Below are 19,123 nucleotides of genomic sequence, written 5' to 3'. Positions count from 1 at the left end.
GCCATGACCGATCCGTCGCCCCGCCTCTCGATCCGCAACCTGAGCATCGGCAACAAGCAGGCCTTCGTGCGCGGCGTGTCGTTCGACGTGCAGCCCGGACAGGTGCTCGCCTTGGTGGGCGAGTCGGGCAGCGGCAAGACGTTGATCGGCCGGTCGATCCTGCGGCTGTTGCCGGAACACATCCGGCAGCTCGGCGGCGCCATCCGGTATCACGGCCGCGACTTGTCGGGCCTCCCGAACCTGGAGCTGCGGAAGCTGCGGGGCGGCCGCATCGGCATGGTGTTCCAGGAGCCGCTGGTGTCGCTCAATCCGGCGCTCAGCATCGGCCTGCAGATGGCGGAGGGCTTGAAGCTGCATCTGAAGCTGCGGCCCGACGAGATCCGTCGGCGCTGCATCGAGATGCTGGAGCGCATCCATGTTCCGCGCCCCGAGCAGTGCCTGGCGGCGTACCCGCATCAGTTCTCGGGCGGCATGCGCCAGCGCATCATGCTGGCCTCGGTCATGCTGCTGCGGCCCGATCTGCTGATCGCGGATGAGCCGACGACGGCGCTCGACACGCTGAGCCAGCGGCAGGTCATCGAGACCATGCTCGAGCTGACGCGCGAGGTCGGCACCTCGGTGCTGCTGATCACTCACAATCTCGGACTCGTGGCGAATTGCGCCGACAGCGCGATCGTCCTGCACCGCGGCGAGATCGTCGAGGGCGGCTCGGCGAGCGCCGTGATCCAGCGGCCGCAACACGCCTACACGCGCGCGCTGGTCGATGCGTTGCCGCGCCGGCGGGAAGAGGGCGGGTCGGCGCCGACCGGGGAGCCCTTGCTGGTGGGCAAGGGCCTGGAGCTGAGCTTCCGCGCGGCGGGACGGTCGCTGCTACGGCGCAAGCGGATACGCGTGTTGCAGGGCGTGTCGCTGACCATCCATCGTGGCGAGACGGTCGCCGTCGTGGGCGGCAGCGGCTCCGGCAAGACGACCCTGGGCCGCGCTTTGCTTCGGCTGATCGATGTCGACCGCGGCACCATCGCCTATCGCGGCGCCGACGTGACGCGCCAGCCTGATCGACAGCTCCGGTCGTTCCGTCGGGCGTGCCAGATCGTCTTCCAGGATCCCTTCTCGTCGCTCGACCCGCGGATGAAGGTCGGCGCGCTCGTCGGCGAGGCGCTGCGCTACGCCGATGCGCTTGACCGTGCCGAGCGCCAGAACAAGATCGAAGCGGCATTGGCCGATGTCGGCCTGCCGGGCCATGCCGACCGCCTGCCGCACCAGCTTTCCGGCGGCCAGCGCCAGCGGGTCGCGCTGGCGCGTGCGATCGTCGGCGGTCCGGACCTGCTGGTCGCCGACGAGCCGATCGCGTCCCTCGACATGACAGTGCAGAAGCAGGTGCTCGAGCTCTTCCGCCGGCTGCAGGCGGAGCGCGGCTTTGCCTGCCTGTTCATCTCGCACGACTTGGCGGCGGTGCAGCAGATCGCCGACCGCATCGTCGTGATGCACGAAGGCCGGATCGTCGAGGAAGGTCCGACCGCGTCGATCTTCCACGCGCCCCGCCACGACTACACGAGGCGCCTGCTCGAAGCGTCGCCGCTCCTCGACGCGCCGCCGCATGCGCCCTGCCCTCAGACCATCCTCTCGGAGGCCCATCCATGATCCGCAAAGCCCTGACCGCGTCCTTGGCCTGTCTGCTGATGGGGCAGGGCATAGCCTCTGCCAAGGACCTGCGCATCGCCAATGTCGGTGACATGCGCTCGATGATCCCGGCCGGCGCGACCGACCCCGGCACGCAGGTGCCGCAGGTCCAGATCTACGAGGGGCTCGTGACCTGGCGCGAGGATGGCTCGGTCGCGCCGATGCTCGCGGCCGACCTGCCGACCATATCGGCCGACGGGCTCACCTACACCTTCAAGCTGCGCGACGGCCTGACCTTCCATGACGGGACAGCGGTCACGGCGCAGTCCGTCGTCAAGACCTGGGAATGGTACCTCAATCCGAAGAACAGCTGGGTCTGCCGTAGCTACTTCGACGGCGCCGGCACGGTGAAGATCGTCGGTGTCGAGGCGAAGTCGGCGACCGAGGTCGAGTTCAAGCTGGCCCAGCCGTCGAAGGTGCTGCTGACCCAGATGGCGCGCACCGACTGCCAGGAATCGGCCATCATGGCCGAGTCGATGGTGACCGGCGGCCAGCGGCCGACGATGCCGATCGGCACCGGCCCGTTCAAGGTGACGGCGATCCGGCCAGGCCAGGACATCACGCTGGTCAAGTTCGACGGCTACAAGCCACGGTCGGAGAAGACCGACGGTTTCGCCGGCAGGAAGGAAGCCCTGGTCGACAAGATCGTCTTTGTCATCATCCCCGATCCGGCAGCGGCCAATGCCGCGCTGCTGGCCGGGAACATCGACCTCTGGCCGCGCATCGAGCTCAACTACGCCAAGGCGCTGGAATCCACGCCCGGCCTCAAGGTCGACAGCGCCATCACGCCGTCGATCTACACCCTGGCCTTCCAGACGGCGAAGGGCCCACTGCAGAACGCGACCCTGCGGCAGGCGATCAACTATGCCATCGACCGCAAGGGCATGATCGCCGCGCTGACCGATTCGCGTGCGACGGCGAGCTCGAGCATCATCCCGGCCTCGACGCAGTTCTATGCGCCGGCGACCAGGGGAGGGGACTTCGCCTACAATCCGGAGAAGGCGGCGGCGCTGCTGAAGCAGTCCGGCTACAAGGGCGAGCCCGTGCGCATCACGACCAACAAGAACTATCCGATGATGTACGAGACCGGCGTGATGGTGCAGGGCTACCTGCAGGCGATCGGCGTCAACGCCACGCTCGAGGTCAACGACTTCGCGACCCAGTTCTCGAAGTATAACACCGGCAACTACGACATGATGACGTGGAACTACAACCCGTCCTTCGTGCCGGCGTTGGTGTTCGATCGCTTCACCGGCTCGAAGGAGACGCAGGCTTCCAAGCTGTGGACCGATCCCGAGGCGCGCAAGCTGACCGACGAGCTGCTGCAGACGCCGGTCGACCGGCAGCAGCCGTTCTACACCAAGCTCCAGCAGCTCTACGTCAAGGAGGCGCCGATGATCGTCTGGGCGACCGGCGAGGTCACCTCGGCCTATCGCGACGCCGTCCAGGGCTACGCGGCGTGGCCGGGCCGGCTGCCCCGTCTCTGGAACGTCAGCGTCAAGTAATCACGCGTCAACTCGCGGAGACAGATATGAAGCATGACCCGACCCGCCTGGCCATTCTGGCCAATGCGCTGCAGGCGATTACAGACGAGATGGGCGCGATCCTGACGCGCTCGGCCTTCTCGACCATCGTGCGCGAGGCGCGCGATTGCGCCTGCGCCATCCTCGATGCCGAGGGCAATGTCGTGGCCCAGGCCGAGATGATCCCGATCCACAATGGCGGCCTGAGCGAGGCCTTCCGCGCCTCGGCGCGGCAGCTCGATCTCTCCGCGGTGGACGAGAACAGCGCCATCGTGCTGAACGACCCCTACGCGGGCGGCCAGCACCTCAACGACTTCATCGTCTTCCAGCCGATCATGGTCGAGGGCAGCCTGCTGGGCTGGGCCGGCAACACCGCCCACCATCTCGATGTCGGCGGCGGCGGCGCGGGCATCAACATCGACGCCAGCGAGCTGATCCAGGAAGGCATCGTCATCCCGCCGCTGCTGGTCGACGTTGCGCGCGACCTCAAGGGCGGCGCGGTCGACCGGCTGATCTTCGCCAATGTACGGACACCCGAGCTGGGCCGCGGCGACTTCTACGCCCAGCTCGCCGCCAACCGGACCGGCATCGAGCGCGTGCAGGAGCTGGCGAGCCGTGCCGGCGCGGCGATGATCCGGGAGGCGATGGCCGAGACGCTGAAGTATGCCGAGCGCCGCATGCGGGCGGCCATCGCCACCATCCCCGACGGCACCTGGAAGGGCGAGGCCTGGACCGATGGCGACGTGCGTGGCGACGTGCCGCTCAAGGTCGCGGTGACCGTCACGGTGTCCCGGGGATCGATCCGGCTCGACTTCACCGGCACCGCGCCGCAGGTCGCGAGCATGTTCAACTCCTCGCGCTCCTCGTCGATCGCCTCGGCGATCTCCGCGGTGCGCTGCCTGCTGGCCGACAAGACCATTCCGGCCAATGACGGCTGCAACCGGCCGATCGAGATCTTCATGCCCGAGGGCTCGCTGATCAATCCGATGCCGGGCAGGCCGGTGCGTGCCCGGATCGAGGCCTCGTATCGCGTGCTCGACGCCATCCACGTCGCTCTGGCGCAGGCCATTCCCGACCGCGTGCCGGCACAGGGCTTCAACTCGACCACCGGCCTCTACCTGACGCAGAAGCGCGAGAACGCGCCGATGCGCATCTATGGCGACGTGCTGGGCGGCGGCTATGGCGGCGCACCGGGCTACGACGGCGCACATGCGCTGGCGGGCGTGCTGAGCTCGAGCCGCAACACGCCGATCGAATCGATCGAGCAGATCCACCCGCATATCCGCATGCGGCATTACCGGCTGGTGCCCGACAGCGGCGGTGCCGGCGAATGGCGCGGCGGCACGGGCTTCTCGCGCGCCATCGAGGTGCTCGAGGACGGTGTTGTGCTGAGCTACTATTCCGATCGTTTCAAGCACGCGCCGCAAGGCAAGGCGGGCGGCCGGGACGGCGCGATGGGCTCGCTGCGGGTATGGCGTGGCAAGGACGTGCTGAACCTGCCGACCACCGACGTCGTCGCCCTGAAGAAAGGCGACGTGGTGGAGCTCTCGGTCGGCGGCGGCGCAGGCTGGGGCGATCCTGCCAAGCGTGCGACGGACCGCATCGAGACCGACCTCGCCGACGGGATCATCACCGCTGACTTTGCCCGCCGTCATTATCCGCAGGCGCGCTGACTTCTCTCTCCATTTCAAGATTGGTGATTTCGGATGCTGTTCAACCCTCCCCGGTTCGCCTACCCGGTCTCGGCCGCCCTCGAGATGATGCAGCGCCTGCGGTTCGGCACCGTGGTCTCGATCGACAACAACGAGCTTCAGTTCTCGCACCTGCCGCTGCTGGTCGATGTCGCAGACGACAAGCTGCTGCGCCTGCGCGGCCACTTCGCAAGGGCCAATCCGCATTCGAAGGCGCTGGCGCGCAATCCCGAGGCGACGGTCATCTTCAACGGTCCCAACGCCTACGTGTCGGCCCAGTGGTACACCAAGGGCAATCCGGCCGCGCCGACCTGGAACTATGTGGTCATCCATGTCGAAGGCCGGATGAAGCTGGCGGCGACCGACGCCGAGACCAGCGCCATCGTCGACGACCTGATCCGGGTCAACGAGTCGGAGCTGCCGACGCAATGGCGGCTGGAAGATTACAACCCGGCCCGGCGCGCCGCCCTGCTGCCGCACATCATTGGCTTCGAGTTCGAGGTCACCAAGCTCGACCCCAAGTTCAAGCTGACGCAGCACTACGGCGATGCCGACAAGCGCGGCGCGGCGGCGGGCCTGTTGACGCGCGGGACCGACGATGCACGCGAGATCGCCGAGCTGATGCTGTCGACCTGCTCGAAGGACGGCGACAAGCCCGGCGCCGACATCACGTCCCACCTCGCCAAGAGCTGAGCGATGCGGCAGATCGAGCGCGATGAGCTGGAGCCGCTCGCCACCGGAGCCTGGATCCTGGGCGCCGGCGGCGGCGGCAATCCCTACCTCTCCTATCTCAACCTCTGTAATCAGTACGAGCAGGGCAAGTCGGTCTCGCTGCTCGATCCCGCCGAGCTGGCGGACGACGACTACGTCGCCATCGTCTCGGGCATGGGGGCGCCGCTGGTCGGCCGCGAGCGCCTGTCCGATCCGCGCTTCGCTGCCAAACCGCTGCTCGCGATGGAGCGGCATCTGAACCGCAAGTTCCGCGCCGTCATGTCGGTCGAGATCGGCGGCACCAATGCGCTGCAGCCGCTGGCCGTCGCGTCGGTCACGGGCGTGCCGGTGGTCGATGCCGATGCGATGGGCCGGGCCTTCCCCATGGGCCAGATGACGAGCTTCGCCATTGCCGGCTTGCCGACCACGCCGCTCGTGGTCTCCGACATCCGCGACAACGAGATCATCGTCAGTCGTGGCGAGGATGCGGCCTGGATGGAGCGCATTGCCCGCAAGGTCGTCACCGAGCTGGGCTCGATCGCCGCCACCTGCAAGGCGCCGCGCACCGGGCTGGAGGTCAAGCAGCACGGCATCCTCTACAGCACCAGCAAGGCGATCCGCATCGGCCGGACGGTGCACGAGGCGCGGCGCCGCCACGACGATCCCGTGGTGGCGCTGATCGAGGCCGAAAAGGGCGTGATCCTGTTCAAGGGCAAGATCCAGGACATCCAGCGGCGTACGACCGAAGGTTTCCTGCGCGGCAAGGCGCGCATCGAAGGCCTCGACGGTGACCGCGGCTCGGTGCTGGATCTCGAGTTCCAGAACGAATTTGCCGCGGCCTGGCGCGACGGCGAGGTGGTCGACACCACGCCCGACATCATCTGCGTCATGGATAGCGTCTCGGGCGAGGCGATCGGCACCGAGATGATCCGCTACGGCCAGCGCGTCACCGTGATCGTGCTGCCGACGCCCGAGCTGTTCCTCACGCCGAAGGGATTGGCCGCGACCGGTCCGCGCGCCTTCGGCTACGACTTCGACTACAAGACCGTTCTCAAGGCTGCGACATGAAGCGTATCGGTATCGATGTCGGCGGCACCAACACCGACGCTGCCCTGATCGTCGACGGCAAGGTGGTCAAAGGCGTCAAGACGCCGACCACCGAGGACGTCATGACCGGTGTGCGCAAGGCGCTCGAGCTGGTGTTCGCCGACGATCCGGCGGCGGCCGCGTCGCTCGACGGCGTGATGATCGGCACCACGCATTTCGTGAACGCCGTCGTCCAGCGGCGCGGCCTGAACACGGTGGCGGCCGTCCGGATCGGCCTGCCGTCCGGCGCCTCGCTGACGCCGTTCATCGACTGGCCCAGGGACCTGCGCGGGCTGGTGTCGGGCGCGGTCCACATGGTCCGCGGCGGCCACGAGGTCGATGGCCGCCCGCTGGTGCCGCTGGATCGCGACGCGCTGCGTGAGGCGGCGGCTCGCATCGGCGAGGCCGGCATCACCTCGGTCGGCATCACCGCCGTCTTCTCGCCGCTGACGGCCGAATGTGAGCTGGAGGCCGCCGAAATCCTGCGGCGTGAGAATCCGGACCTCCGCATCACTCTGTCGAGCGCGCTGGGCAGGATCGGCCTGCTGGAACGCGAGAACGTCACCCTGCTCAACGCCTGCCTGCAGGATCTCGCGGTCAAGACGACCAAGGCGTTCGTCGATGCCTTGCGCGACAGCGGCATCCGCGCGCCGCTCTACCTGACGCAGAACGACGGCACGATCATGCGGGCCGAGGTGGTCGAGGCGTTTCCGGTTTATTGCTTCGCCTCCGGGCCGACCAACAGCATGCGCGGCGCCGCCTTCCTGTCGGGGCTGGAGGACGGCGTCGTCGTCGATGTGGGCGGCACGACCACCGACATCGGCTACCTCAAGGCCGGCTTCCCGCGCGAGGCCAATAACACGGTCGAGGTCGGCGGCGTGCGCACGCTGTTCCGCATGCCCGACCTGCTGTCGATCGGCCTGGGCGGCGGCACCGAGATCGCGGCCGACTCCCTGAAGGTCGGACCCGGCAGCGTCGGCTACCGGCTGCCCCGGGAAGCGCTGGTGTTCGGTGGCAGGCAGTTGACGGCGACCGACATCGCGGTCGCCGCCGGCATCGCGGAGATCGGCGATCGCGGCAAGGTCGCGCATCTCGACCGGACGATGGTCGCGCAGGCGCTGCGCAAGATGCAGGACATGATCGCCGAAGGCATGGACCGCATGAAGACCGAGGCTGGCGACCTGCCGTTGCTGGCGGTGGGCGGCGGCAGCTTCCTGATCCCCGACAGGATCGAGGGCGCGTCGGAAGTGGTGCGGGTCGAGCATCATGCCATCGCCAACGCCGTCGGCGCGGGCATTGCGCAGGTCAGCGGCGAGATCGACCGCATCTTTACCGGGATGGGGCGTGACAAGGCGCTGGAGACGGCATCCGAGGAGGCGCGGGCCAAGGCCGTCGCCTCGGGCGCCGATGCCAGGACTTTGAAGACCGTCGAGACCGAGGACCTGCCGCTCTCTTATTTGCCGGGCGACACGCTGCGGGTTCGCGTGCGGGTCGTCGGCGATATCGCGGCCGTATCGTGAGGAGGGGAATGATGCGTCGTTTTCTTGCTGCCCTGTCGGTCGCCTCGGCGATCGCATCGTTCGGCGCGGCCGCGCCGGCCCAGACGGTCAGGGCCGTGATGGATTCGGATGTGAAGATCATCGATCCGATCTGGAGCGGCGCCTACGTCACGCGCGCCTACGGCTATATGGTTTACGACACGCTGTTCTCGATGGACGCGAAGTACGAGATCCGGCCGCAGATGGTCGAGAGCTGGAAGACCAGCGACGACGGCCTGACCTGGACATTCACCCTGCGCGACGGGCTGGAATGGCACGACGGCCAGCCGGTGATGGCGGAGGATTGCGTTGCCTCCCTGAAGCGCTGGTCGGCCCGCGACTCGATGGGGCAGAAGCTCGCGGCCTATCTCGCCGAGTACAAGGTCGTCGACCCTAAGACCTTCCAGATCGTGCTCAAGAAGAAGTTCGGCCCGATGCTGGCGGCGCTCGGCAAGCCGTCGGTCGTCGTGCCGTTCATGATGCCCAAGCGCGTCGCCGAGACCGATCCGTTCAAGCAGATCGACGATGCCACCGGCTCGGGCCCGTTCATCCTGAAGCGGGACGAGTGGAAACCGGGCGAGAAGATCGTCTTCGTGAAGAACCCCAAGTACAAGGCGCGTGACGAGCCGATCTCCGGCATGGCCGGCGGCAAGAAGGTGCTGGTCGATCGCGTCGAATGGGTCTGGATTCCCGACCAGCAGACGCAGATCAACGCCCTGCTGAACGGCGAGATCGACTGGATCCAGGGCATCAGCCACGACCATCTGCCGCTGGTCGAGAAGGCCAGGGGGATCAAGCTGTTGCCGGGCACGGTGTCGAACCAGTTTGCGTTCCGGCTGAACTGGACGCAGCCACCCTTCAACAACGTGAAGGTCCGCCAGGCCGTCGCCTACGCCCTGGACCAGCGGGATTTCCTCGAATCGGCGATCGGCAACGACAAGTACTTCCGCACCTGCAAGGCGATGTTCACCTGCGATTCGCCGCTGGCCTCGACGGTCGGGACCGACGGCATGATGGAAGGCAACATCGCCAAGGCGAAGGAGCTCCTGAAGGAAGCCGGCTACGACGGCGCACCGGTCGTCATCCCGCAACCGACCGATCTCGGCGTGATGAAGAGCATGGGTACGGTCGCCAAGGCGAATCTCGAGAAGGCGGGATTCAAGGTCGACGTCCAGCCGATGGACTGGCAGGGCATGGTGGCCCGCCTCGGCACCAAGAAGGGCCCGCCGTCGGAAGGCGGGTGGAGTGCCTATGGCACGAGCTGGTCGCAGCTCGATATCCTCGATCCGACCATGACGCCGTTCCTGCTCGCCACTTGCGAGAAGGCCCGCTCGGGTTGGCCCTGCGATACGCATGTCGAGGAGCTGCGCGACAGGTTCGTCGACGCCTCGACGCCGGAGGAGCGGAAGGCTGCGGCGGAGCAGGTGCAGGCCTATGCCCTGCAGGTCGTGACCCACATCCCTCTTGGCGAATGGCGCGGCCTCGGCGCGGCGCGCGACACCATGAGCTTTGCGTCGCCGCTGCCTCAGATCGGCGTATTCTGGGGCGTGAGCAAGAAGTAGCGACTAACGGGAGACAGGCCATGGAAGAGGTGTTGCTGATCGAGACGCGCGGCGCGGTGCGGCTGCTGACCTTGAACCGGCCGAACAAGCTCAATGCGCTGAATGCCGACCTGCTGAAAGCCCTGACCGATGCGCTGCTCGCCGTGCAGCACGACGAGTCGGTCGCGGCGCTGATCATCGCTGGCGCCGGCCGCGCCTTCTGCCCGGGCATGGACACCTCGGCGCCGCGGGTGCTGACGACCGAGAGCCGCAAGAACCTGGTGCGCCATGCCGACGAAAGCACCAGTGTCTTCAAGCTGCTCGCCCGGATCGACAAGCCGATCATCGCGGCGGTGCACGGCTACGCCCTGGGCGCAGGCTGCAGCCTGGCGTTGGGCTGCGATCTCGTGGTGGCGGCCGAGAGCGCGCGCTTCGGCTTTCCGGAATTGAAGGCGGGGCTCACGGCGTCGACCGTGACCGCGCATGCCGTGCACGTGATGAGCCGCAAGATCGCCTTCGAGCTCCTGATGCTGTGCGAGAACATCACGCCCCAGCGCGCTTACGAGCTCGGCCTCGTCAATCGCGTGGTGCCCGACGGCAAGCAACTGGAGGCCGCGCTCGGCATGGCGGAGATCGTCGCCAAATGGAACCCGGAGTTCGTCGGCCAGACCAAGCGTACGTTCCATCGCGCGGCGTCGCTCGGGTTCGAGCAGGCGATGGATATGGCGCGCGATATTTCGGTCATGATGGCGCGTCTGCCCCAGGGCTGAACGAGTGACAGCCTTTCGGTCATCTCTTCGGCCGTCGACGTGTGCGACCCCACTTGATCAGCAATCTCCTGCGCCAGCGACGTATGTTCGGGAATCCATGAGAAGGAGCGTGATCGGGCACGGAGGGCTTCGACTTGACGCGCCTCCATCAGGCTTTGCTGCCGTTTGCCTTGGGCATGGATGCTGTGCTGTGCGGAATGAAACGGCCCCTCGAAATCTACCCGCTCTCGGCGCCGATCGTCAGCCCCGACGAAGGCACGCTGCAGGCGCTGTTCGGTCTCGCACAACACGGCCTCGACGGGCCGCTGGCGGCCTGCTGGTCGGCGATGCTGCCGCCGAAGGATTGCGGGTTGCCACCATCTAATCGAGATTGCTCGCTGGGCTGCTGAAGGAGGCTGGCCTTGGGCCGCCTGTTTGCTGCGGCAATGCCTGGATTCACTGAAGGAACGACGCCTGCAGCCATCTAGCCGAAATGGATTCTCCAACGCACAATAGGCACCGAGGCATGTCCTTTTCGGCAAGCTCCGCCACGGGTAGGCCGAATCGATCTGTCGTTTCCCGAGCGGCTCACCGTGCCTCCGAGTGGCGATGCAACGTCATTTCCTTGTCCTGCTCATTCTCGCTCTGACCCAGATCACGGGGTGGGGCGTGGTGGGGGTCTTGCCCGTGATCGCGCCGCCGATAGCGGCAGAATTCGCAAGCTCGCTGCCTTCGGTCTTTCTCGGCATTCAAGGTTGGCGGCCGTGCGATCGATCTCTTGGGCGGGCGGAGATGGGACGGGCTGTCCACTGCGGTTGTCGCAGGCGCGATGATTCCGCTGGGCCTGGGCGCGATCTGGATAGGCGGCACAGGACCCCTGTCAGTGATCGGATATCTCGCGCTGTTCGGAATCGGCAGCGGCGCCTTCGCCGTGGCGCGGGCCACGATGCCGCTCGTCTTCTTCGCGAAGGCCGATTACGCCGCGGCGATGGCGACCATCGCCCTGCCGATGAACCTTATCAACGCACTCGCCCCGCCGGGTCTGGCTGCCCTGATGGCAGGTATCGGGGCCCAGGGGACCTTTGCGATTCTAGGCGGGTTGAGCATGGCCGCCTTCGCTGTCGTGCTGCAGTTGAATGGCCAGAGGGTGAGGTCCGCCAAATAGCCGCGACGAGTTCGATAGGCTGTCGCGCTTCCCGCCTCGCGGCGCTTCAGGCCTCCGGTGAGCTAAAGTGATGCCGTTCATCCTCTGTCTGACGGGCAGGTCGCGGGGAATGCTCGGCGCATTCGCCGATTGAGTGGCGGCTGCACGACCAGAGTCACTGACACTCTCTGCGCTCTCCTTCATCGACCAGGTTGGCGAGGATGGGCGTGGAGCGCTTGTCTCGATTCCATAGGGGACCGCAGCCCTCGGTGACCGCTTCGATCCTTCCTCCGCGCCTGCCGACGGTTAGCCGGTGAGAGGCACAGTTTTATGACCGGTTGGGCTGAGACAATGCCGTCCTTTTTCTACGCCGTGGTCGCCGTCTCTTCGCCCGGTGCGCCGGACCTCTTGCGCAGACGTCTTCAGGTTGGCCACGACTTCTCGCGAGGATGCTGTTCAGCGCGCGACCCACGGCCTCTCTCTTGGCCGATCTAGCCAGAGGACGGCTGCGCCTCGATCGCCCGAGCCGCAACGGCGGCGGTTCGACTTTCTTCCCCTGGGCTTCGCCCATTCCTCGCGAGGCAAGAAAGTCGGCCCGCCGCCATCCTCCGCTCTGCTCCGGCCCGTGAACGGGTGCGGCGTCGATCGCCTCCGGCCTGCAGATCGCCATCGAGGCCGCGATGGTCGCGGGGCTCGAAACAGCACAGGAGAAGTCACATGGCCAACATCGGTTCCTTCAAGAAGTCGGGCAACGAGTACCACGGCGAGATCGTCACGCTGAGCGTCCAGGCGAGGGGCGTGCGCATCGTCCCCGAGGCCAACCGGAGCAACGACAACGCGCCCAGCCACCGGGTGTTCGTCGGCCGGCCGAGATCGGGGCCGCCTGGTCGAAGCGCTCGAACGAGGGCCGCGACTACCTCTCGCTCAAGCTCGATGATCCGAGTTTCAACATGCCGATCTTCGCCAACCTGTTCGACGACGAGGACGGCGAGGGCTTCAGCCTGATCTGGTCACGCAGCCGCCGGAAGAACGACGAGTGAGCTGACGCCCCCGAGGCCCCGCCCGGTCCGCCGGGCGGGGCTTCCTGCTCATCTGATGCTACACCACGACGGTGCCTTGCGTTGTCATTGCCGTCCTACCAGTCCTAAATTCACCGTGGCTAGTCCTTAGCTTTTCCGGATCATCCGAGCAGCTTGGCCCGCTCGCCAAGCTTCGCGGCTGATCTCGTGCAGGTCGACAAGGCGACCCCCGCCGAGATCCTTCTTGCCGACTGGCTTCATGCCGACCTTTTGAAGCACGTGTGCCGAGGCGGCGTTGGCAGGATTTGTCGTGGCCACCATCCGCGCCAGATCGTGCCGATCGAAACCGATGGCGAGGAACTCGGCGGCGGCCTCCGTGGCGTAGCCGCGGCCCCAGACTGTCGGATCGAGCATGTAGTTGATCTCGACGTCCTGCAGCGCCTCGATCCAGAACAGGCCGCCGCGCCCGATCAGGACGTCGCTGCCCTTCTCGAAGAGGGCGAAGGGACCATAGCCGCGGCTCGCCCACTGCTCGGTGGCGACGGTGACAATGCGCGTAGCCTGACTGGCAGGATCGGCGGCGATCTCCTGAGCGCGGGAGAGGTAGCGGTGCACGTCCGGTTGCGCGATGAGCGCGGCGTAACCGGCGAGATGGCGCGGGGCCAGAGGTTCGAGGCGCAGGCGCTCTGTCTCGATCGTTGGCGATTCGTCGGTCAATGGTCACCTTCGCACTGAATATTCAAGGCCGCCCTTGAGGGGAAGGAAGGTCGACTGGAAGCCGTTCGCCTGATCGCGTATCCAGGAAAGGTAGGAACGATAGTGCGCCCCTGGCCGGCCGGCATCGTCGGTCAGCACGACAGCGCCCGAGCGCATCCGTGGCGCGAGCAGCTTTACCATGTCGATGGAAGGCTTCGGCACGCCGCCGTTCAGCACGAGATCGATCTGCGGCGGATCTGTCGCCAATGCATGCGGTGCATCGGCGGCAAGGACCTCGACGAGGTCCGCCAAGCCCGCCTCGACAAGATTCTGGCGCATGTCTTGAGCCCTTTCCGGCACCATCTCCATGGCGACAAGTCGTCCACCGCCGTTGGCGCGAAGAGCCGCCGCCAGCCAGATCGCGACGATGCCGAAGGAGGTGCCGAGATCGACGATGGTGCGCGCCTGCAACGTGCGAGCCGTCAGGTAGCAGAAGGCAGCTTGGCGCTCGTCGATCACGACAGGCCTGTCGAGCCGGAGATCCGCGTCCTCCGCCACGAACGGCACGGCATGATTGCCCAGCACGGCCGGCAAGTGGCGAAGCCGATGCGTTCGGGCTGAAATGGACTGCCACCGGCCTTCGCGGTGAAGGCGCCGGAGCACGGCAGCAGCCCTCTCGTCCTCGAGCACGCCAAATGGATCGGCCTTTCGGCGGTCGGCCATCGGGATCAATCCCGGACCTGGCCCAGCCGCCAGTAGCCCATCAGGTTCGTCGCCGATCGCGGCAGGCCGCGCTCCTCGAGGAGGAGACGGCGGATGTTCTTGACCGCGCCGGCTTCGGCGGCGACCCAGGCATAGAAGCCGCCGTCCTGCGGTGGCGCCTGGGTTTCCCAGAGGATCGTTCGATCGACGTCGACATCGGCAAGCGAGGCGCCGGCTGAAGACGTCCTCACGGACGGTATCGCCTCTGCGGTGCGCGCGGCGTCGATTAGGAAATCACCGACAGCACAGGGGCTGCCCTCCCGCACGGCCCAATGCAAACGCAACGATGGCCAGGTTGGCAGGGCGAGGCAGTCGCCGACAGTCGGGACTTCGAGATGGACCAGGGTCGTCGGCGGCCGAGCCGTGCACGCCAGATCCTCCAGGATGCCCGCCACGGCCGGCAGGGCGGTCTCGTCCGCCAGCAACAGGAGCCTGTCCAGCTGCGCGGGCGGACGCCACTCGTAGCCGCCAGGGTCGCCGGCGTATGTCGCGTCCGGGGCGACGATCTGCAGCTTGTCGCCCGGCACGGCCGAGAGCGCCCAGCGCGAGGCCGGCCCTGTGCTGCCATGCAGGACGAAGTCGATATCGACCTCGCAGTCCGATGAGCGCAGTCCCCGGATGGTGTAGGTGCGCCGCGGCGGACGGTCTGCCGATCTCATGGCCTGGTAGTCGGCCAGCCAGGTGTCAGGCGACAGCGACGGTGGCTTGCCGGCCGCATCGGGGAAGAAGACCTTGATCCGCTGGTCAGGTGCGCAGGTTCGCATGTTGACGACGTCGGCGCCGCCGAAGGTGAAGCGGCAGAGAGACGGCGAAAGCCGCGCACTGTGCAGGAGTGTCACGTCGAACAGACGGTAGGGACGCTTCATCGTAGACAACTCCTTGAATCACGCAGATACCGCGATCGGCTAGGCGAGCTTGCCATCGACGCCTTTCATTCCTTCCGGTCCTTGCCGTCGTACACGGACAGCTCCAGACCACCGCTGAACGGCAGCGTCATGGTGCGGAATCCATTGGCTGGATCGTCGATGAAAGCGAAGTAGTCCGCGTAAGCGCTGCGATAGGCTTCCGTGTTGTCGCAGACCACGATGGCGCCCGGCCTGAGCCGTGGCGCCACCAACTCGAGCGCCGGCCGCGCCATTGGAATCCAGATATCGACAAGCATGAAATCAACCGGACTCTCGACGGTCTTCAGGGTCTCGCGAAGATCGCCCTCCAGCAGATGGATGAAGTCGCTCAGACCCGCCTTGGCGAACTCGTTCCGGGCGGCGGCGGCCTTTTCAGGCTCGTATTCGGTGCCGATGACCAGTGCGGCGTCGCCCGTGCCCCGGACGTTGTCACGCAGCGCTGCTGCCAGATAGAGCGTCGAGACTCCATAAGAGGTGCCGATCTCGACCACGCGGCGGGCATCGATGGCGCGCAGCAGCTGGTAGCAGAACTCGGCCTTGTCGCGGTCGAGCGCGACCAGCTTGTCGCTCAGGAAGCTCTTGGTTCGGCCGGCTTCCTCGCTTTCGGACGGTCTCAGCTCTTTCGCGCGTTCGGCCGCGTGTTGCCTCATCGCTTCGAGCTGCCTGTCGCTCTTGGCGTGGAGTGCCGCCAGGCGTTGCTCCAATTGCGGATCCTGCAACACGCTCATCGTGGATTGCCGAGTGCAACCACGCGCGGCCGTTCGCTCCCGCCGGGCGTGGCGGATGGCAGCAAGGCGAGGGGAAGGTTGTTGGCCCGCAGCGTGGTGGCGAGCGTATAGGCCGCGATCTGCAGCTCATGGCGTTGCTCCGGTCGTGCCAGCCACCGGAGATGCGCCTGGACGAGGGCATGATCTTCCGCCTGTGCCGCGGCGAGCAGTGTGAGGACCTGGCGCTCATCGGCCGTGACGTCGAAGGGATTGGGCGCGGAGAAGGCGAGGTGCCGCCGGCTGGCGGCACCCAGCGCCCTCAGAAAAGTGCAGAGCGTGACGAAGACCTTGCTGCCGGCAGTGCCACAGGCTTCAGCGAATTCCTGGGCCATCACCGGACAGTGGATGCGTCCAGTGACGATACGGTGCCAGGACCAGACGAGCAGGTGCTCGCTGTAGCCGCACCCTCGTGCATCCGACGCCATTCGTCCCATCCGCACCATCGTCTTTCCCTCCAACGGAGTGCCGAAGCGCACGGCTATTCGACGAACGCTTTCTCGACCACGAATTCTCCTGGCGACGTCGTGCTGCCCTCGGTGAGGCCGGCACCTTCCAGGATCGCGCGCAGGTCGGCCAACATCTGCACGCTGCCGCACAGCATGAAGCGGTCGGTCTCGCGGGCGATCGGCGGCAGGCCGACGTCGCGGGCGAGCGTGCCGTTCTCGAGCAGGTGCGAGATGCGACCGCGATACTTGAAAGGCTCGCGCGTCACCGTCGGGTAGTAGACGAGCTTGTCGCGCACCAGGTCGCCCAGGATCTCGTCTGCTGGCAATTCGTCGGCCAGCCTGGATCGGTAAGCGAGGTCGCGCACATGGCGGCAGCCATGGACAAGGACGATTTTCTCGAAGCGCTCGTAGACCTCCGGGTCGCGCACAAGCGAGAGGAAGGGCGCCAGCCCGGTGCCGGTCCCCAGCAGGTAGAGATTGCGACCGGGTGTGAGGCTGTCGAGCAGCAGCGTGCCTGTTGCCTTGGCCCCGACCAGCACGGGATCGCCCACCGCGAGGTCCTTGAGCCGCGAGGTGAGCTTGCCGGCAGGCACCTTGATCGAAAGGAACTCCAGCGCCTCCTCGTAGTGGGCGCTGGCGATCGAGTACGCGCGCAACAGCGGCTTGCCGTTGATTTTCAGCCCGATCATCGTGAATTGCCCACTAGCAAAGCGGAAACCCTTGTCTCGGGTGGTCCGGAAGCTGAACAACTCGTCGGTCCAATGGTGGACTGACAGCACCGTCTCGTTCCTCAACGCACTCAAACTCACCTCCGCAGAAGCGTTACGCCGGCGCTGGTAGGCCTCACGCCGCGCCTCGTTGACAGAGGTGACGATATAGTGCAACTAAGAATTAGTCGCAATTCTTTGTCGAGACTGACAGGATGGTGAGCGATGACGCCGCAGACACAGGGAGCCCGACCAGGACGGTGGTCGGCACGGAGCGGGCCTGCCCGCTCCTCCACAGGCTGAGTAGGGACGGCGTGAGCCATGGATAAGTTTGCGCTTCTGTTGGGAAACAGCGGATTGGTCGCCAGTGAGATGCCGGGAGCCGAGGCGGCTGCTGCCGCGCTGCTCTGCCCTTCTGGTTCCGAGGAAGACGCCACACCTGGCCGCTACAAGATCTGGGAGCTCGAGTCCGGCACCCACTGCTCGGTGATCGGCACCTGCCTCAGCCTTGAAGATCTCCATCGCCTCATCCGCAAGGCCAACGCGACGATCGCTCCGGATGCGGACGATCATGACATCCACGGCTACTTTGTGATCCAGGCCGCGCGTCGGTCGGTGGTGTCGAAGCTGATCCACAAGGCGCTCGACCGCAAATACGCACCACAGATCGCGCACTTCCGTTCCGGCACGCCCGACGAGCTGTGGGCGTTGTGGCGTCAGGCAATGACCAATGGCGACGTCGCTGGCACCTACTGGGCCTTGATGACGCAGAAGGCGGTGCCGCGTCCGATGCGCATCCGCGCATACAACGAGATTCACATGCTGTCGCACTTGATGGGCAAATCGAGCCGCGACGACATCAAGCGGATACGCCAGCTTGAGGCCGCTCATGCGGAGATCGCTCGAAAGCTGGAGCAGACGCGGGCGCGGGCCGATGCCGATGTCCAGGAGCGCGACGCTCGCATTCGCACGCTTGAGGCTCAACTCGCCGCGGTGAGCACCGTTCCTCGCGAGGTGCCGGCACCGCCGACGATGGAAGGCCGCAAGCTCGAAGCGCAGATTGATCGCCTGCAGGCCCGCTTCTCGACACTGGAACGACGAGTCAAGGTCGAGCGCGCTCGAGCGCGCGGCGCCGAACGGCAGCTGTCGCTGATTGCCCCTGATCGGCACCGTCGCCTGTCAGGATCGCCACCCCTGCCACCACCGGCAACATCGGAAGGACTGGCGCCTGTCGCGGATGGTCAAGCCGACGAATCGCTGGTCGGCCGAGCCGTGCTTTATGTCGGAGGATACCGCGACGTCACGCCGCGACTGCGGGCTCATGTTGAAGAGAAGGGCGGCACGTTCCTCTACCATGACGGCGGCATCGAAATGCAGACCACGAGGCTGTCAGGACTGGTGTCTCAGGCCAGCACCGTGCTCTGCCCGGTGGGCTGCGTCAGCCATGATGCCTGCATCCATCTGAAGCGCCTCTGCAAGCGTCACAGCAAGCGGCTGATCCTGTTGCGCAGTGCCGGCCTGTCGGGATTCGTCTCGGCTCTCAGCGAGATAGGGAACGCTTTGCCGATCGCAGGAGCCGCTGCTGCGGGCGCCTTGATGACGATGACAGCAGGAGAACCTGGCGATGGCGACTGATCGACAGGGTACGGTGCCGAGCGACGCCGTGAGCGTCGGCGTCCTGGTCGTCGCTGCCATGGATCCCCTGACCATGGACGGGATCACGCGAGCCTTGACGCATATCGGGGCACCGTCCTGGCGTCCTTTGGGCGACGTGGTGGTCGGGGTGATCCACCGGCTGTGCGATGTCGGATTGCTCGAGAATGTGACGGCCGGACGGGAGAGCGACAGGTTCGCAACGACCAAGCAGGGCAGGGCACTCTTGCCCGAGCTGCTTTATGCGCTGCCGCTGTCGGGCGCGTCACCCGACGCCGGATACAAGCTGAAGGTGGTGGGCTTGGACGTGCTGGACGCCGCTGCGCGCGAGCGGCAGCTCCAGGCACTTTTGGGCCATTGGCGAGAGCTAGCGTCGCTATGGCAGGAGGCTGAGCATCGCTGTCCGTGCCGGCAGGCATCGGTGCGTGGCTGGATGCAGCACAATCTCGATCTCGCGCGCTCCGAGATCGAATGGCTGACGGCGGCCAGAAGCTAGGGGTCCTTC

At 66.3% G+C, this 19,123-nt stretch carries 18 protein-coding genes and 1 pseudogene; 13 read left to right on the top strand and 6 right to left on the bottom strand.

Features of this window, described 5'->3' with window-relative positions:
- Positions 1-3 precede the first annotated feature (3 nt).
- The 11 genes and pseudogenes from ACILR9_RS29960 (at position 4) to ACILR9_RS29910 (ending at position 12,703) form a co-directional block, all read left to right on the top strand.
- Positions 4-1,641, top strand: coding sequence for a dipeptide ABC transporter ATP-binding protein (locus ACILR9_RS29960; RefSeq protein ID WP_395713645.1), 1,638 nt, complete (start codon positions 4-6; stop codon positions 1,639-1,641).
- Positions 1,638-3,185, top strand: coding sequence for an ABC transporter substrate-binding protein (locus tag ACILR9_RS29955; RefSeq protein ID WP_395713644.1), 1,548 nt, complete (start codon positions 1,638-1,640; stop codon positions 3,183-3,185). The genes ACILR9_RS29960 and ACILR9_RS29955 overlap by 4 nt, the downstream gene beginning before the upstream one ends.
- Before the next feature lie 26 nt (positions 3,186-3,211).
- A complete protein-coding gene (locus ACILR9_RS29950) occupies positions 3,212-4,876 on the top strand; it encodes a hydantoinase B/oxoprolinase family protein (protein ID WP_395713643.1) in 1,665 nt (554 codons plus the stop codon).
- 33 nt (positions 4,877-4,909) lie between these two features.
- Entirely contained in the window at positions 4,910-5,587 is a 678-nt protein-coding gene (locus ACILR9_RS29945) for an FMN-binding negative transcriptional regulator (protein ID WP_395713642.1), read from the top strand.
- Positions 5,588-5,590: 3 nt separating this feature from the next.
- Positions 5,591-6,673, top strand: coding sequence for a DUF917 domain-containing protein (locus ACILR9_RS29940; protein ID WP_395713641.1), 1,083 nt, complete (start codon positions 5,591-5,593; stop codon positions 6,671-6,673).
- Entirely contained in the window at positions 6,670-8,211 is a 1,542-nt protein-coding gene (locus ACILR9_RS29935; RefSeq protein WP_395713640.1) for a hydantoinase/oxoprolinase N-terminal domain-containing protein, read from the top strand. Before ACILR9_RS29940 ends, ACILR9_RS29935 begins: the two co-directional genes overlap by 4 nt.
- Positions 8,212-8,222: 11 nt before the next feature.
- The gene (locus ACILR9_RS29930) at positions 8,223-9,791 is read left to right on the top strand and encodes an ABC transporter substrate-binding protein (RefSeq protein WP_395713639.1); all 1,569 of its coding nucleotides are present in this window, start codon (positions 8,223-8,225) and stop codon (positions 9,789-9,791) included.
- A gap of 20 nt (positions 9,792-9,811) precedes the next feature.
- Positions 9,812-10,540 (top strand): enoyl-CoA hydratase/isomerase family protein, encoded by a 729-nt coding sequence (locus ACILR9_RS29925; protein ID WP_395713638.1) that lies wholly within the window; start codon positions 9,812-9,814, stop codon positions 10,538-10,540.
- Positions 10,541-10,737: 197 nt separating this feature from the next.
- Complete coding sequence (locus ACILR9_RS29920; protein ID WP_395713637.1) at positions 10,738-10,929, top strand: hypothetical protein; 192 nt, start codon at positions 10,738-10,740, stop codon at positions 10,927-10,929.
- Between the two features lie 419 nt (positions 10,930-11,348).
- Positions 11,349-11,684 (top strand): hypothetical protein, encoded by a 336-nt coding sequence (locus ACILR9_RS29915; protein ID WP_395713636.1) that lies wholly within the window; start codon positions 11,349-11,351, stop codon positions 11,682-11,684.
- A 696-nt stretch (positions 11,685-12,380) separates the two neighbouring features.
- Positions 12,381-12,703, top strand: a pseudogene (locus ACILR9_RS29910) (DUF736 domain-containing protein).
- 126 nt (positions 12,704-12,829) lie between these two features.
- Here the strand turns inward: ACILR9_RS29910 and ACILR9_RS29905 are convergent.
- The 6 genes from ACILR9_RS29905 to ACILR9_RS29880 all read right to left on the bottom strand — a co-directional run bounded on the left by ACILR9_RS29905 (position 12,830) and on the right by ACILR9_RS29880 (position 17,061).
- The gene (locus ACILR9_RS29905; protein WP_395713635.1) at positions 12,830-13,399 is read right to left on the bottom strand and encodes a GNAT family N-acetyltransferase; all 570 of its coding nucleotides are present in this window, start codon (positions 13,397-13,399) and stop codon (positions 12,830-12,832) included.
- Between the two features lie 3 nt (positions 13,400-13,402).
- Positions 13,403-14,101 (bottom strand): O-methyltransferase, encoded by a 699-nt coding sequence (locus ACILR9_RS29900; protein WP_395713634.1) that lies wholly within the window; start codon positions 14,099-14,101, stop codon positions 13,403-13,405.
- Between the two features lie 5 nt (positions 14,102-14,106).
- The gene (locus ACILR9_RS29895; RefSeq protein ID WP_395713633.1) at positions 14,107-15,006 is read right to left on the bottom strand and encodes a siderophore-interacting protein; all 900 of its coding nucleotides are present in this window, start codon (positions 15,004-15,006) and stop codon (positions 14,107-14,109) included.
- A gap of 65 nt (positions 15,007-15,071) precedes the next feature.
- Positions 15,072-15,749: an O-methyltransferase gene (locus tag ACILR9_RS29890; protein ID WP_395713632.1), complete on the bottom strand. Its 678-nt coding sequence runs from the start codon at positions 15,747-15,749 to the stop codon at positions 15,072-15,074.
- A 20-nt stretch (positions 15,750-15,769) separates the two neighbouring features.
- Complete coding sequence (locus ACILR9_RS29885; protein WP_395713631.1) at positions 15,770-16,237, bottom strand: hypothetical protein; 468 nt, start codon at positions 16,235-16,237, stop codon at positions 15,770-15,772.
- 53 nt (positions 16,238-16,290) lie between these two features.
- Positions 16,291-17,061, bottom strand: coding sequence for a ferredoxin--NADP reductase (locus ACILR9_RS29880; RefSeq protein ID WP_395713630.1), 771 nt, complete (start codon positions 17,059-17,061; stop codon positions 16,291-16,293).
- A gap of 225 nt (positions 17,062-17,286) precedes the next feature.
- Between ACILR9_RS29880 and ACILR9_RS29875 the strand changes: the two genes are divergently transcribed.
- The gene (locus tag ACILR9_RS29875; protein ID WP_395713629.1) at positions 17,287-18,600 is read left to right on the top strand and encodes a DUF2325 domain-containing protein; all 1,314 of its coding nucleotides are present in this window, start codon (positions 17,287-17,289) and stop codon (positions 18,598-18,600) included.
- A complete protein-coding gene (locus tag ACILR9_RS29870) occupies positions 18,590-19,114 on the top strand; it encodes a hypothetical protein (protein WP_395713628.1) in 525 nt (174 codons plus the stop codon). Before ACILR9_RS29875 ends, ACILR9_RS29870 begins: the two co-directional genes overlap by 11 nt.
- The last annotated feature ends 9 nt before the right edge of the window (positions 19,115-19,123 follow it).

The organism is Reyranella sp. (assembly GCF_044224635.1).
Lineage (GTDB): Bacteria > Pseudomonadota > Alphaproteobacteria > Reyranellales > Reyranellaceae > Reyranella.
Note: the sequence above shows the minus strand (reverse complement) of the source record. Positions and strands in the feature narration are given on the sequence as shown.